Origin of the sequence: Xanthomonas sp. GW (assembly GCF_014236815.1) — a bacterium.
Classification (GTDB): Bacteria; Pseudomonadota; Gammaproteobacteria; order Xanthomonadales; family Xanthomonadaceae; genus Xanthomonas_A.
Window position 1 is genome coordinate 3,036,818 of the sequence record NZ_CP051189.1, and the last position, 13,659, is coordinate 3,050,476.

The window sequence follows — 13,659 nt, forward strand, 5'->3', positions numbered from 1 at the left end:
TAAACGGATCCCATCGTAGCGGCCTCGCCACCGCCGATTACGACGGTTTTCCAACATCCGCGTTGCAAGCATCTCGCGCCATGCGCATCCTGGTTGCCGAAGACGATACGTCCATTGCCGTTGCGTTGCGCGACTCGCTCGCCGAGTGCGGGCACGTGGTGGACCACGTCAACGACGGCGCCGCCGCCGAGCGCGCGCTCAGCGCCGAGTCCTACCACCTGCTGGTGCTGGACCTGGGCCTGCCGCGGCGCGACGGCCTGCAGGTGCTGCAGCGCGTGCGCGAGCGCCGCGACGAGGTGGCGGTGCTGGTGGTGACCGCGCGCGACGGCGTGGAAGACCGCATCCGCGCCCTCGACCAGGGCGCCGACGACTACCTGATCAAGCCGTTCGAACTCTCCGAGTTCCTGGCCCGTACCCGCGCCCTGCTGCGCCGGCGCAGCAGCGGCGGCATCCCCGAGCTTGCCCTGGGCCAGTTGCGGATCAACCTGGCCGGGCGCCGGGTGTGGCTGCAGGACGAACCGCTGGAACTGACCGCGCGCGAGTTCGCGCTGCTGGAAACGCTGCTGATGCGCAGCGGGCGCGTGGTCAGCCGTGGCCAGCTCACCGACGCGCTGTGCGACTGGCAGCACGAGATCACCGACAACGGCCTGGACATCTCCATGCACCGCCTGCGTCGCAAGCTGCACGGTTCCGGCGTCGGCATCCGCACCATCCGCGGCCTGGGCTACCTGCTGGAAGAATCCCGCACCGCAGAAGCCGACGCCGCCCACGACCCGCAGGCGTCGTGAGCGCGGCCGTGGCAGCCGGAACGGCGGGCACGCTGCCCGCCCATCCCAGCCTGCGCCGGCGCCTGCTGGCGTTCCTGCTGATCCCGACCCTGCTGCTGATGCTGCTGGTCTCGGCGCTGTTCTATCTGCTGATGCTCAAGTACTCCAACCACGTCCACGACATGGACCTGAAGGAGGACACGCTGGGCCTGGCCAAGGCGGTCAACGATGCCGGCGCCAGCCTGCCGCTGCCGCTGCAGGCGCGGCGCCTGCTCGAATACAGCAGCGACGGCCGGGTGTTCTTCGAAGTGCGCAGCCGCGACCACGGCGTGATCAGCAACAGCGTGCAGCCGATCCCGGCGCACGCCGCGCCGGCCACGCTCGGCCGGGTGGCGCTGCGCGACGAACGCATGGCCGACGGCACCCCGGTGCGCGTGGCCAGCCTGATCGTGCCATCGGCCTGGGAGGCCAACGACCGCCTGACGATCTCGGTGGCCGAGACCCTGGACGACCGCCACCGCCGCGCGCGCGAGATCCTGATGCTGATGCTGCCGATCGAACTGCTGCTGACCTGCTCGCTGCTGGCGCTGGTCTGGCATGGCGTGCGCGTCGGCCTGCGCCTGCTGCAACCGGCGGTGCGCCGGCTCGACGACAGCCAGCGCGACCTGAGTCCGGTCTCCGGCCCCGACATCCCGATCGAGGTGCTGCCGCTGACCCAGGCCATCGACGGCCTGCTCGGCCGGCTCAAGCAGCTGATGGCCTTGCAGGAGCGCTTCGTCGCCGATGCCGCGCACCAGCTGCGCACGCCGCTGGCCGGGCTGAGCATGCACGTGCAGCGCGCCCAGGCCAGTACCCGTCCGCAGGACACCGCGCAAGCGCTGCAGCACATCCGCCAGCTGACCGACCGCGCGATCCGCAGCTCCACCCAGTTGCTGGCGCTGACCCGCGCACAGGCGCCGCGCGAGAGCATCCGCCCGCTGCTGCCGCTGGACCTGGCCGCGTGGCTGCCGCAGGCGCTGGCCGAGCGCATTCCCGACGCGCTGCAGGCCGGGGTCGACCTGGGTTACGACGACGACGACACCGATGGCGAACCGGCCTGGGTCGCCGCCGATGCCTGGTCGTTGCGCGAACTGCTCGACAACCTGCTCGACAACGCCTTCAAGCATGCCGCCGGCAGCATGGTCACGGTGAGCCTGCGCCGGCAGTCGCGGCAGCTGCAGCTGGCGGTCGACGATGCCGGCCCGGGCGTGGACGAGGCCTTGCTGCCGCGCCTGGGCGAACGCTTCTTCCGTGCCCCGGATGCGCCCGAAGGTGGCACCGGCCTGGGCCTGGCGATCGTCGCCAGCATCGCCGCACGCCACCACGCCACGCTGCGCTACCAGCGCTCGGCGCTGGGCGGATTGCGCGTGGAACTGGACCTGCCGGCCAGCGCGGCACCGCACGCATGAGCCGGCGCCACGCATCCCGGCTGGCCGGCCTTGCAGCGCTGGGCGCCGCTGCGTTGGCCGGCTGCGTCAGCACCCCGCTGCCCGACCTGGCGCAACCGCTGCCGCCGCAATGGACAGCGCTGCCGGCCGTGGCCACACCTCGGCCGGCCGGCAGCGTCTGGTGGCAGGACTTCCACGATCCGCAACTCGACGCGCTGGTCGCGCAGGCGCTGCGCGACGATCTCGACGTGGCCCAGGCCCTGGCCAGGCTGCGCGCGGCGCGGCGCATGGACGGCGTCGCCACAGCTAATTTGAAGCCGCAACTGCACGCGCGCACCGAGGAACCGATCGACCCCGACGCCAGCGCCTCGTTCCTGGTCGCCGGCTTCGACGCGGAATGGGAGCTGCCGCTGTTCGGGCGCGGCGAAGCCGCCCGCCGCATGAGCCGCGGCGACCTGCAGACCGCACAGGCCAGCCTGGAACAGGTCCGCACCGCCACCATCGCCGACGTGGCGCGCAACTGGATCGAACTGCGCCACGCGCAACAGGCCGAACGGTTGCTGCAACGCATCGCCGACGCCCGCCAGCGGCAGGCGACGCTGAGCGCCGCGCTGGTCGGCCTGCGCCTGGCGCCGCCGGCGGCCGCCGCGCAGGCACAGGCAGCGCAACTGCAGGCGCAAGCCGCACTGGGCGAACCGCGCACCGCCAGCGCCGCCGCCGCGCAACGGCTGGCGGTGCTGCTGGCGCGCAGCGCTCCGGACCCGGCGTGGAGTGCCGCCGTTGCATCACCGGCCGCGGCGGAGACAGTGCCAACGGGTCTGCAGATCGGCGCGCTCGACGCGGTGCCCGCCGACCTGCTGCGACGCCGTCCGGACATCGCCGCGCGCGAAGCCGAGGTGCTGCACGCGGCCGGTGAGCTTGGCATCGCCCGCGCCGACCGCTATCCCAGCATCGGCCTGGGCGGCGCCATCCACTGGTCCACCAACCTGCTCTCGCACCGCCGCACCGCCACCCCTCACGAGATCGCCTCGCTGGGGCCGCTGATCGACATCCCGCTATTCGACTGGGGCCTGCGTCAGGCCCAGGCGCAGGCGCGCGGCGACCTGCTGCAGGCGGCGGCGCTGGCCTACCGCCAATGCGTGCTGGAGGCGGTGGCCGAAGTGCAGAACGCGCTGACCGCACTGGAACAGCAGCGCCAGCGAGCGCTGGTGCAGCAGCAGGCGCTGCAGGCATTGCAGCAGGCCGCAGACGCGGCGCAGGCGCGGCGCAAGCTGGGCCTGGGCAGCGATCTGGACATCGCCACGCAACAGGCCGCGCGCGACCAGGCCGCGCTTGAACTGTTGGATGCGCAGCGCCAGCGCGACCTCGACTACATCGCGCTGCAGACCGCGCTGGGCAGCGCGGACACGCAGGCCGCCGCCACCGAGGCCGGTGCGGCAGGCGCGGCGCCCTGATGGTCGCGCTGGCCCGCCAGACCCTGCGCCACGAATGGCGCCGCTTCCTGCCGGTGGTGGTCTCGGTCGGCTTCGCCAGCCTGTTGCTGCTGCTGCAGACCGCACTGGTGCTGGGCATCTTCGGCAGCGCCAGCGTCTACGTGTCCGGCTCCGACGCCGATCTGTGGCTGGGCTATCCGGGCACGCAGAGCGTGGACCAGGGCCGCCCGATCGATCCCGATGCCGCCACCGCGCTGTACCTGGACCCGCGGGTGCTGCAGGTCGAACCGTTCGTGTGGTTCGACGGCGACTGGCGCGGCCCCGACGACACCGGCGCGGTGTCGATCTACGTCTCCGGCATCGACACCCGCAGCGACGGGCTGATGTTCGCGCGGCTGTTGAGTCCCGCCCTGCGCGCGGCGTTGCGCGAACCGGACACGGTGGTGGTGGACCGTGCCGAACTGGACAAGCTCGGCGTCGGTATCGGCCGCAGCGCGCGCATCAACGGCCACCGGGTGCGGGTGATCGGCGTTGGCCGCGGCCTGCGCGCGCTGGGCGGGGTCAACGTGCTGGCCTCGCTGGAAACCGCGCGCGCCTTGAACACCGATGCCGTGCACCCGGACTGGCCGACCTACATGGTCGCGCGGCTGCGGCCCGGCAGCGATGCCGCGGCGGTGGCGCGCGGCCTCGCCGGCAGCGCCGCGCCGGCACGCATCGAGGCCTGGAGTGCAGCGGAGTTCGCCCGCCGCAGCATCCTGTTCTGGATGTTCGACACCGGCGCCGGCTCCGGCGTGCTGTTCCTCGGCGGCATCGTGCTGCTGGTCGGCGTGGCGATCACCAGTCAGACCCTACTGGCCACGGTGCTCGGCGCCGCACGCGAGTACGCCACGCTCAACGCGCTGGGCGTGAGCATGCGCGCGCTGCGCTGGGTGGTGCTGGAACAGGCGGCCTGGGTCGGCGCGCTGGGCCTGCTCGGCGCCAGCGCGCTCGGCGCCGCGCTGGTGGCGCTGGCGCGCGCGCACGACGTGCCGGTGGCCTTCGACGGCAACGGCTGGGCCGCGTGCGTGGTCGCGGTGATGCTGCTGACCCTGCTCTCGGCCCTGGCCGCGCTGCGCGGCTTGCGCCGCGCCGACCCGGCGCTGTTGCTGCGATGAACCGGGCCGCCGCTCCCGCCGCGCTGTTGCCCGACGCCGCCACGCTGCACGGCAGCGGCCTGTGCAAGAGCTTCGTCTCCGGCAAGCTGCGCACCGACGTGCTGCGCGAGGTGACGCTGCAGGTGTGGCCCGGCGAACTGACCCTGATCTCCGGACCGTCGGGCTGCGGCAAGAGCACCCTGCTGTCGATCCTCAGCGGCCTGCAGCGCGCCGACAGCGGCCGGGTGCAGGCCTTGGGCGAAGACTTGGGCGCGCTCGACGCGAGCGCGCTGGAACGTTTCCGCCTGCGCCATACCGGCTTCATCTTCCAGGGCTTCAACCTGTTCCCGGCGCTGAGCGCGCTGGACCAGGTGCGGCTGCCGCTGCAGTACATGGGCCTGGCCGCGGCCGAGGTGCGCGCGCGCGCCGAAGCGGCGCTGGCCGAGGTCGGCATCGCGCACCGCCAGCAGCTGCGCCCGGCAGAGCTGTCCGGCGGCGAGAAACAACGCGTGGCGATCGCGCGCGCGCTGGCCAAGCACCCGGCGCTGCTGTTTGCCGACGAGCCGACCAGCGCGCTGGACGCTGGCAACGGCCAGATCGTGATCGACCTGCTGCACCGCATCGCCCGCAGCCACAACACCATGGTGCTGTGCGTCAGCCACGATCCGCGGCTGATCCGCCACGCCGACCGCGTGCTGTCGATGGAGGACGGCCGCATCCTCGACGACCGCCGCCTGGCGCCTGCACCCTCGTCCCCCACTTCGCCCCGGATGTCCGCACCATGAAAGCGCTCCTCGCCGCTCCCCTGCTGGGCCTGCTGCTGGCCGCCTGCGCGCCAGCGCCGCAGGCGGCGCCCACGGCCAACGCGGCGCCGGCCTACCTGGCGGTGGCGCGCGGGCGCATCGACGTGGAAGGCGGGCTGCTGCGGCTGAGCCTGCCGGTCGCCGCGACGCTGCAGCAGGTGGCGGTGCACGAAGGCGACGCGGTACGCCGCGGCGCGCTATTGATCGCAGCCGACGACAGCGCCGCGGCGCTGGACCTGGACATCGCGCAGACCCGCGCGCAGGCCGCGAGCGCGCACGTGCGCCAGCTGCAGCAGCGGCTGGCGCACGCGCAGCAGCGCCAGCAACGGCTGGCCGAGGCGGCGCGGATCGGCGCCGGCGACGGCCAGAGCGCCGACGATGCCGGCGACGCCAGCCAGACCCTGGCCGACGCGCTGCAGGCCGCGCGCAGCGACGCCGCGCTGGCCACCGAGCAGGTACACCAGGCGCAACTGCAGCGCGACCAGTACCGCCTGTACGCGCCCGCCGACGGCCGCGTGCTGCAACTGGCCGCCGCGGTCGGCGCGCGCAGCGACGGCGGCGCCACGCCGCTGCTGACCCTGCTGCCGGACGCGCCGCGCCTGGTCCGCGCCGAATTGAACGAAAGCTACGCCGCCGCGGTGCGCCCCGGCATGCAGGCCGAGGTGATCAGCGACGACGGCCGCCAGACCGCGCTGGGCAGCGCGGTGGTGCGCTGGCTGGCGCCGGCGTTCGGCCCGGCGCAACTGCACGACGACGCCGATGGCGCCAGCGCCGGCAACGACCGCAGCGTGGCCTGCGTGCTGGCGTTCCGGCAGCCGTCGACGCTGCGCCTGGGCCAGCGCGTGCTGGTGCGCTTCCGCAACCCTTCCTTGGCGCAACGCTGACGAAAGGCTGCTGAAACGCCCATCCGCCACGCTGCGCGCGTTCCTTCGCAGCCAACCCCGTGCCGCCATGATCCAATCCGCCGAATTCCACTTCCAGGGCGGCCGCCACGGCGTGCTGCTGATTCACGGCCTGACCGGCACGCCGAGCGAGATGCGCCTGCTCGGCAAATCGCTGAACCGCGAGGGCTTCAGCGTGCACGGCGTGCAGCTGGCCGGGCATTGCGGCAACGAGGACGACCTGCTCGCCACCGGCTGGCGCGACTGGACCGCCAGCGTCGAACAGGCCGCGGCGCAGATGCGCCCGCAGGTGGACAAACTGTTCGTGGCCGGGCTGTCGATGGGCGCGCTGCTGGCGCTGCAACTGGCCGAAGAACGGCCGGAATGGGTCGATGGCGTCGGCGTGCTTGGCGCCACCTTCCGCTATGACGGCTGGAACATCCCGCGCCGTGCGCGGCTGGCGTTCCTGCTGCCGTGGTTCAAGCGCCTGGGCATCGGCCGCCGCCGCATGTTCCTGGAAGAACCGCCGTACGGCCTGCGCGACGAGCGCATCCGCGCGCAGATCAGCGGCGCGATGCTCGGCGGCGACAGCAGCGCCGCCGGCCTGCCCGGCAATCCCTGGCACGCGCTGGCCGAGATGCACCTGCTGTCGCGACGGGTGCGCCGCAACCTGGCCAAGGTGACCGCGCCGTGCCTGGTCGCGCATGCGGCCGAGGACGACATCGCGCATCTGCGCAACGCGCAGTTGGTGGTGGCCGGCGTGTCCGGACCGGTGGAATTGCTGCTGCTGCACGACAGCTATCACATGATCACCCTGGATCGCGAACGCCGCGTGCTCGGCGCGCGCCTGGCGCAGTTCTTCGCCGCGCAGGCTGCGCCGCGCCAGGCCGCCTGATGGCGCTGCAGGCGCCCGTGGTCGGCGTGTGGCTGGCGACGGTGGCGCTGGATACGGTCGGCCAGTTGGCCTTCAAGCATGTCGCCAGCGACCCGCTGGCGAGCGGCGCGGCGCGCTGGCGGCGCATGGCGCGGCAGCCATGGTTGTGGCTGGGCATCGCCTGCTACGCGTTCGAATTCCTGGCCTGGACTGCGTTCCTGTCGCTGGTGCCGCTGGGCCGCGGCGTGCTGCTGGGCTCGATCAACATCGTGGCGATCATGCTCGCCGGGCGCTGGCTGTTCGGCGAGCGGCTGGGACGCATGCAGGTGGCCGGGATCTGCCTGGTCAGCGCCGGCGTGGCCGTGGTCGGACTCGGCACATGAGCCGCCCGCCGCTGCAACGCTACGCCGTGGGCTTCGCCCTGCTGCTGGGCTTCGATACCCTGGCCCAGTTCGGTTTCAAGCTCGGCGGCGCGCACGCGTTCCCGCCACAAGCCGAGTGGGCCTGGGTGCTGCGCCTGCTCGCAAGCCCCTGGCTGTACGCCGCGCTGCTGGGCTATGTCGGCGCATTCTTCACCTGGATGAAACTGCTCGAGCACGCGCCGATCGGCCCTGCCTTCGCCGCCTCGCACCTGGAGATCGTCAGCGTGCTGCTGCTGTCGGCATGGTGGTTCGGCGAACCGATCGGCGTGCTGCAGGCGCTCGGTGCGGCGCTGATCGTGGCCGGCATCGTCTGCCTCGCGCTCGGCGAGCGCGCCGCGCCGGCCGATGCGCACTGAGGTTCCGCCCACCGCCGGCCTGCCGCTGCGCTGGCGCGACCTGTGGCCGGCGCGCACGCCGCAGCGGCTGGCCGCGCAGCTCGGCTTGCCCGATGCGCTGCTGACCTGTTCTGGCACCGCCGCGCTGGTCATCGCGCTGCGCACCCTGGCCGCCGGCAGCCGCCGCCGGCAGGTACTGGTGGCCGCCTACACCTGCCCGCTGGTGGCGCTGGCGGTGGCCCATTGCGGCCTGCAACTGGTGCTGTGCGATCTGCTGCCCGACTCGATCGAACCCGACCCTGCGCAGCTGGCGCAGCGCTGCGGCAGCGACACCCTGGCGATCGTCGCCACCCATCTGGGCGGACGCCTGACCGATCTGGAGCCGCTGCGCCATGCCGCCGCGGCCTGCGGCGCGATGCTGATCGAAGACGCCGCGCAGGCCCTGGGCGGCGTGCATGCCGACGGCCGTCCGGCCGGCCTGGGCGGCGACATCGGCTTTTGCAGCCTGGCGGTGGGCAAGGGCCCGACCCTGTACGAAGGCGGCCTGCTGATGTCGCCGCACGCGCCGTTGCGGCACGGCCTAGCCGCGATGGCGGCGCGCCTGGGCCAGCCCGACTGGCGCCGCGAACTGCAGCGCAGCCTGCAGTTGCTCGGCTACGCCGCGCTGTACCGGCCGCACACCTTGCGCTGGGCCTACGGCGCGCCGCTGCGCCGCGCCTTGCGCCGTGGCGACCGCGTGGCCGCGGCCGGCGACCAGTTCGATGCGGCGATCCCGCAACACGCGGTCGGCGCCTGGCGCGAAGCGGTCGGCGTGCGCGCCAGCGCACGCTGGCCGGCGTTCCTGGCGCAGGCGCGCGCACAGGGCCGGCGCCGCAGCGCACGCCTGGCCGCGATCGCCGGGCTGCGGGTCGTGGCCGACAGCGCCGGTGCGCAGGGCAGCTGGCCGGCCCTGCTGGTGCTGCTGCCGGACGCGGCCGCGCGCGAACGCGCACTGGCGCAGCTGTGGCCGCGCGGCCTCGGCGTCGGCCTGCTATTCGTGCACGCCCTGCCCGATTACGCCTACCTGCACGGCATCGTCGATCCCGCACCGATGCCGCACGCGCGCGACTTCGCCGCGCGCTGCCTGAGCATCAGCAACAGCCCGTGGCTGGATGAGGATGGATTCGAGGCGATCGTCGCGCTGTTGCAGCAGTTGTGCGCGGAAAGCACGGGCTGATCCGGCGGCAGCGGTGCCGGCCGTGCTTTCCTTGCATCGATCACGCCGCTGCGGCGCAGGACGCCGCAGCGATTTCTCCTCGACTGGTCAGATGTCAGACGACCAAGGCGAGCGCGGCCTTGCCAGCGGTGCCCCGAGCATTGTTCGCCACGCTGTCGACCAGGGCCGTCGCCTGATCTTCCAACGCGCGTGCAGCAGACGCCATCGTGTCCACGAGCGCGGCGTTCTGCTGGGTGGCCGTGTCCATCTGCACGATGCTCTGGTTGATCTGCTCGATACCCGCGCTTTGCTCGCGACTGGCCGCCGCGATATCGCCGACGATGGCATTGACCTGGTTCACCGAAGCCATCAACTCGTCCATCGCCTTGCCGGCAACGCCCACCTGCTGCGCCCCCTGCCCGACCTTCGCGCCCGAGTCGGCGATCAGACCGCGGATCTCCTTGGCGGCGCTGGTGCAGCGCTGCGCGAGACTGCGCACCTCGGTAGCGACGACCGCGAAGCCGCGCCCCTGCTCGCCGGCGCGCGCCGCTTCCACCGCCGCATTCAGCGCCAGGATGTTGGTTTGGAAGGCGATGCCGTCGATGACAGAGATGATTTCCCCGATCTTTTGCGAGGAAGCCTGGATTTCCGCCATCGTGCCGACTACGCCATTGACCAACTGCCCGCCGCGAAGCGCGGTCTCGGCAGCGCCGCTGGCCAGTTCGTTGGCGCGACGCGCGCTGTCGGCATTTGTGCGCACGATGCTGGTGATTTCTTCCATGGAACTGGCGGTCTCCTCGAGCGCCGCCGCCTGTTGCTCGCTGCGCCGCGCTAAGTCGTCGTTGCTGCGCACGATGTCGCCGGCGGCATTGCTGAGCGTATTCGCCACCTCGCCGAGCTGGCGTCCGGCTTCGATGTCCATCAACGCACCGACCGCGCGCAACGGGGTGCCATCCGCCGCGCGCTTGGTCAGGCCGCGCGCCCTGAACCACCGGTACTGGCCGTTCTTGAGCTGCAGGCGGTACTCGATGTCGAATTTGGTGCGGCCGCTGCGGTCGTTCAGGTGCGCAGCGAACGCATTCAAGGCGCGCTGCTTGTCTTGCGGATGAAGCCGCGATGCCCAGCTGTCCAGCACATTGGGAAACTCCTGCTCCGACTCGAACCCGAGCTGATGACGGAACTGCTGCGACCACCAGAACTCGTTGCTGGGGTTGATCGGGTCGCCGGCGATCACGCTCATGTCCCACAAGCCATCGCTGAGCATTTGCGAGCCAAGCTCGAAGCGCGTCAGGGTGATGTCGAGGAACTGTTCGCGTTCGCGCCGCTCGGTGATGTCGGCGATCGAACCGGCAACACGAAGCGGCATCCCGCTGGCGTCGCGCTCGGTGGTGCCGAACGCCCGGAACCAGCGGTACTCGCCCGACTTAAGCCGCAGCCGATTCTCCACGTCGTACGGCGTCCGGCCGCTGCGATCGGCAAGATGCGCCGCGAACGCGTCCAGCGTTCGCTGCTTGTCTTCCGGATGCAAGCGTGAGACCCAACTGTCCAGCACGTTGGGGAACTCCTGCTCGGAAGAAAAGCCCAGCAGCCGGCGCATCTGCGGCGACCACCACACGGGGCTGTCGGGGTGGCTCGGGTCTCCGGCGATGACGCCGATGTCCCACAGTCCGTCCGTCGTGCCGTTGGCCACCAGTTCGAAGCGGCCTTGCAGATGCCGCAGCGCGGCAGACGCCTGCTCGGCTTGCAGCATGGCCTGGTCCCGTTCCATCTGCAGTTCGCAAAAGCGTTCAGCGAGTTGCTTGGTCAATTGCGCTGGCGCCGAGCCCGGCCACTGCGCCGCCCTGCCCTGCAGCGTCGCGTCCAATGCCTTGCCCAGTGCCGCTGCTTGCTGGCTACCCGTGAACCACATGCTTGCCTCTGCTTTCTTATGATGTCCGTTGCTAGCGGCACCAACAGAAATTTATTGAGCAAAAGATGCGTTCCGTCCGGGGTCGCTACCATTGTTCCCACGGCATTTCGTCCACTGCCCGCACCGCGTTACCGCGGCAACCCCGCCTCCGCCAGCGCCTCCAGCAGCCGCAGATTCACCTCATGCTGCTGCGCCTGCCAGGCGCCAAGCGATTGCGGCGACGGCAGCGGCTGCGCATCCAGCGCCGCCAGGCGCCGCTTCCACCACTGCGGATAGCGCGCTTCCGACACCTCGCCGGTGATGTCGCTGCCGAGCAGTTGCCCGTGCAGGTAGGCGATGGCGGTGAGCAGGTGCGGCACCCGCAGTTCGCCCTGGTCCCAGTTGGTGCGCGCGTCCTGCGGATCCAGCACGTCCTTGTCCAGCGACAGGTAGGTCGGCATCGGCGTGCTGCGCAGGTGTTGCAGGAAGGCGTCGATCATCTCCATGCTCGAACCGAAGCCGCGCACTGCCCGGCCCAGGCCGAGGCGCCGCGCCCAGCCCACGTCCACGCCGCTGCACCAGTAGCGCAGCTTGCCGCGGTACAACGGCCGCAGGTGGTTTTCCCAGGCATGCGCGGCGCCGACATCGGCCGAGGTGATGCCGACCACTTCCACCCGCGCCACCTGCGGCAGCGCCGCCACCCGCCATACCCACGAGCCGCAATGCACCGCGAACGGGAAGCGCATGTTGTCCGGGTGGTTGTCGAACACCACCACCCGCAGCGGCGCCTGTGCGCGCTGCGCCTGGCGCACGATCAGCGGCAGGCTCAGGTGATGGAAATCGCCGCTGCCGAGCAGCACGGTGCCGTGCCGCGCCGGCAGCATGCCGTCGAGCGCGGCGCCGAAACGCCGTAGCCTGCGCAACGAACAGGCGAAGCGCAGCCCGTCGCGCCATTGCTGCAGCGGCAGGCGCAACGCGCCCGGCAGCGTGCCGAGCGAGTCGTCCAGGTCCAGCAGTACCGGTGCGCTCATCTCATTCCGCCAGGTCGGCATCGGTGTCGGCGGTGCCGACGTCGTCGGCTTCGAACAGCGGCCGCAACCGCCGCAGCGCGATGCGCAGCAGCGGATTGCGCAGGTATACCGCATGCCAGGTGTAGGTGAAGCTGGCGCCGAGTTGCGCCTTCACTTGCGGATCTGTCCAGCCGGCGACATAGGCGCGCAGGCCATGGCGGCAGGCGTAGTCCAGGTTGTGCATCCAGCTCAGCGCGTACAGGTTGTGCTCGCGCGCCTGCGGATAGTGCAGGCCGATGTACTTGTCGACCAAACGTCCCTGGTGCACGTAGCACAGGTTCCAGCCGATCAGCCGGCCCTGATGACGATAGGCGAACACCAGCCCGTCGGAGTCCGCATCGGTCAGCAGCGCATCGAAGAACGCTTCGGTCAGCAGATCGAAGTGCACCTCGCTCTGCGCGTAGACCTGCAGGTACAGCGCATAGCACTGCGCGCGCAGCGCCGGATCGGCGAAGGCGGCGCCGGTCGGCAGCACCTCGATCTGCAGGTCGGCACGCGAGCGTAGCTTGCGGCGGATGTTGCGGCGGCGGCCGCGCGACAGCCGCGCCAGGTATTCGTCGGTGGAGGCGAAATCGATCGGCACCCAGGCCAGCGCCTGCCCGCGCAGCAGCACGTAGCCGCTGCGCGCGCAGGCCTCCAGGAACACGTGCGCCCAGGCGTTGTCGGTGGCATCGAGCAGCGGCGAGTGCTGCGGAATGTCCTTGACGATCAGCAGCGGGCGCTCGCGCCCCAGTTGCGCCCGCCACTGGCCGGGCAACTGCGCCGGGTCGGCCGCACGCGGCAGCCAGGCGTATTCGCTGACGGTACTGCCGACGAAGCTGGTGCGCGGCCGCAGCCAGCGCCGCCACAGCCGCTGCAGCGGCCAGCCGGCCACGCGCGCGCGCAGTGCCGGGTCGGCGGTGGTGAGCAGATCGAACACGGCGTCGAACGCAGGCACGCCGTGCTCCAGGGTCCGCGCCTGGAAATCCTGCGGAGGATGCGCGAGGAACTGCCGCTGCAGGGCCTGCGGTTCGAGTTGGCTTACGAAAGGCATCTGCAAGATTGACCGGCTAGCGTGGAGGATGGACGCCGCAGCCGTGGGCCGCGGCATGCCTTCCACCGGCGGCACGCGCCGCGCGGTGGCCATTCATTTCGCGGAGGACTGCCATGACCCCGTCTATCGAGACACAGATCCACAGCATCGTCGCCAAGCATGGCGAGATCGATCCCGCCGGCCTGACCGCGGACACCAAACTGCAGGACCTGGGCGTGGATTCGCTCGAGGCGATCGAAATCCTGTTCGACATCGAGGAGCACTTCGACATCACCTTCCCGCAGCGCGATCCGAACCTGGACGACGGCTCGCTGGGCAAGCTGGCCGAAGCGGTGCAGCAGGCGCTGGCCGCCAAGGCCGCGGCCGCGGCGCTGGCACCGGCACCGGCGCACTGAGCG

14 protein-coding genes are annotated in these 13,659 nt (G+C 71.5%); 11 read left to right on the forward strand and 3 right to left on the reverse strand.

Annotated features, from left to right (window positions below; all coding sequences use genetic code 11):
• Nucleotides 1-80: 80 nt before the first annotated feature.
• From HEP73_RS13050 to HEP73_RS13095, 10 genes are all read left to right on the forward strand, one after another.
• Nucleotides 81-788 carry a response regulator gene (locus tag HEP73_RS13050; RefSeq protein ID WP_185820314.1) on the forward strand — a complete coding sequence of 236 codons (708 nt, stop codon included), beginning with the start codon at nucleotides 81-83 and terminating at the stop codon, nucleotides 786-788.
• Complete coding sequence (locus HEP73_RS13055) at nucleotides 785-2,215, forward strand: sensor histidine kinase (protein WP_255423488.1); 1,431 nt, start codon at nucleotides 785-787, stop codon at nucleotides 2,213-2,215. Before HEP73_RS13050 ends, HEP73_RS13055 begins: the two co-directional genes overlap by 4 nt.
• A complete protein-coding gene (locus HEP73_RS13060; RefSeq protein WP_185820315.1) occupies nucleotides 2,212-3,648 on the forward strand; it encodes a TolC family protein in 1,437 nt (478 codons plus the stop codon). Before HEP73_RS13055 ends, HEP73_RS13060 begins: the two co-directional genes overlap by 4 nt.
• On the forward strand, nucleotides 3,648-4,781 hold the full coding sequence (locus HEP73_RS13065; protein WP_185820316.1) for an ABC transporter permease: 1,134 nt from the start codon (nucleotides 3,648-3,650) through the stop codon (nucleotides 4,779-4,781). The genes HEP73_RS13060 and HEP73_RS13065 overlap by 1 nt, the downstream gene beginning before the upstream one ends.
• Nucleotides 4,778-5,545: an ABC transporter ATP-binding protein gene (locus tag HEP73_RS13070; protein WP_185820317.1), complete on the forward strand. Its 768-nt coding sequence runs from the start codon at nucleotides 4,778-4,780 to the stop codon at nucleotides 5,543-5,545. The genes HEP73_RS13065 and HEP73_RS13070 overlap by 4 nt, the downstream gene beginning before the upstream one ends.
• On the forward strand, nucleotides 5,542-6,447 hold the full coding sequence (locus HEP73_RS13075; RefSeq protein WP_185820318.1) for an HlyD family efflux transporter periplasmic adaptor subunit: 906 nt from the start codon (nucleotides 5,542-5,544) through the stop codon (nucleotides 6,445-6,447). Before HEP73_RS13070 ends, HEP73_RS13075 begins: the two co-directional genes overlap by 4 nt.
• Before the next feature lie 67 nt (nucleotides 6,448-6,514).
• The gene (locus HEP73_RS13080; protein ID WP_185813108.1) at nucleotides 6,515-7,339 is read left to right on the forward strand and encodes an alpha/beta hydrolase; all 825 of its coding nucleotides are present in this window, start codon (nucleotides 6,515-6,517) and stop codon (nucleotides 7,337-7,339) included.
• The gene (locus HEP73_RS13085) at nucleotides 7,339-7,701 is read left to right on the forward strand and encodes an EamA family transporter (protein ID WP_185813109.1); all 363 of its coding nucleotides are present in this window, start codon (nucleotides 7,339-7,341) and stop codon (nucleotides 7,699-7,701) included. The genes HEP73_RS13080 and HEP73_RS13085 overlap by 1 nt, the downstream gene beginning before the upstream one ends.
• On the forward strand, nucleotides 7,698-8,096 hold the full coding sequence (locus HEP73_RS13090) for a DMT family transporter (RefSeq protein WP_185820319.1): 399 nt from the start codon (nucleotides 7,698-7,700) through the stop codon (nucleotides 8,094-8,096). The genes HEP73_RS13085 and HEP73_RS13090 overlap by 4 nt, the downstream gene beginning before the upstream one ends.
• Nucleotides 8,086-9,291: a DegT/DnrJ/EryC1/StrS family aminotransferase gene (locus tag HEP73_RS13095; RefSeq protein WP_185820320.1), complete on the forward strand. Its 1,206-nt coding sequence runs from the start codon at nucleotides 8,086-8,088 to the stop codon at nucleotides 9,289-9,291. Before HEP73_RS13090 ends, HEP73_RS13095 begins: the two co-directional genes overlap by 11 nt.
• A 94-nt stretch (nucleotides 9,292-9,385) precedes the next feature.
• Here HEP73_RS13095 and HEP73_RS13100 read toward each other — a convergent pair whose 3' ends face one another.
• The 3 genes from HEP73_RS13100 to HEP73_RS13110 form a co-directional block, all read right to left on the reverse strand.
• Complete coding sequence (locus HEP73_RS13100) at nucleotides 9,386-11,179, reverse strand: methyl-accepting chemotaxis protein (protein WP_185820321.1); 1,794 nt, start codon at nucleotides 11,177-11,179, stop codon at nucleotides 9,386-9,388.
• A 128-nt stretch (nucleotides 11,180-11,307) separates the two neighbouring features.
• A complete protein-coding gene (locus HEP73_RS13105; RefSeq protein ID WP_185820322.1) occupies nucleotides 11,308-12,189 on the reverse strand; it encodes an arginase family protein in 882 nt (293 codons plus the stop codon).
• Nucleotide 12,190: 1 nt separating this feature from the next.
• On the reverse strand, nucleotides 12,191-13,261 hold the full coding sequence (locus tag HEP73_RS13110; protein WP_185820323.1) for a GNAT family N-acetyltransferase: 1,071 nt from the start codon (nucleotides 13,259-13,261) through the stop codon (nucleotides 12,191-12,193).
• 113 nt (nucleotides 13,262-13,374) lie between these two features.
• Between HEP73_RS13110 and HEP73_RS13115 the strand changes: the two genes are divergently transcribed.
• Entirely contained in the window at nucleotides 13,375-13,656 is a 282-nt protein-coding gene (locus tag HEP73_RS13115; protein ID WP_185820324.1) for an acyl carrier protein, read from the forward strand.
• Nucleotides 13,657-13,659 lie beyond the last annotated feature (3 nt).

Coding starts and splice junctions, on each gene's coding strand:
- HEP73_RS13050 (WP_185820314.1), top strand. CDS start 81: ATGCGCATCCTGGTTGCCGAAGACGATACGTCCATTGCCGTTGCGTTG.
- HEP73_RS13060 (WP_185820315.1), top strand. CDS start 2,212: ATGAGCCGGCGCCACGCATCCCGGCTGGCCGGCCTTGCAGCGCTGGGC.
- HEP73_RS13065 (WP_185820316.1), top strand. CDS start 3,648: ATGGTCGCGCTGGCCCGCCAGACCCTGCGCCACGAATGGCGCCGCTTC.
- HEP73_RS13070 (WP_185820317.1), top strand. CDS start 4,778: ATGAACCGGGCCGCCGCTCCCGCCGCGCTGTTGCCCGACGCCGCCACG.
- HEP73_RS13075 (WP_185820318.1), top strand. CDS start 5,542: ATGAAAGCGCTCCTCGCCGCTCCCCTGCTGGGCCTGCTGCTGGCCGCC.
- HEP73_RS13080 (WP_185813108.1), top strand. CDS start 6,515: ATGATCCAATCCGCCGAATTCCACTTCCAGGGCGGCCGCCACGGCGTG.
- HEP73_RS13085 (WP_185813109.1), top strand. CDS start 7,339: ATGGCGCTGCAGGCGCCCGTGGTCGGCGTGTGGCTGGCGACGGTGGCG.
- HEP73_RS13090 (WP_185820319.1), top strand. CDS start 7,698: ATGAGCCGCCCGCCGCTGCAACGCTACGCCGTGGGCTTCGCCCTGCTG.
- HEP73_RS13095 (WP_185820320.1), top strand. CDS start 8,086: ATGCGCACTGAGGTTCCGCCCACCGCCGGCCTGCCGCTGCGCTGGCGC.
- HEP73_RS13100 (WP_185820321.1), bottom strand. CDS start 11,179: ATGTGGTTCACGGGTAGCCAGCAAGCAGCGGCACTGGGCAAGGCATTG.
- HEP73_RS13105 (WP_185820322.1), bottom strand. CDS start 12,189: ATGAGCGCACCGGTACTGCTGGACCTGGACGACTCGCTCGGCACGCTG.
- HEP73_RS13110 (WP_185820323.1), bottom strand. CDS start 13,261: ATGCCTTTCGTAAGCCAACTCGAACCGCAGGCCCTGCAGCGGCAGTTC.
- HEP73_RS13115 (WP_185820324.1), top strand. CDS start 13,375: ATGACCCCGTCTATCGAGACACAGATCCACAGCATCGTCGCCAAGCAT.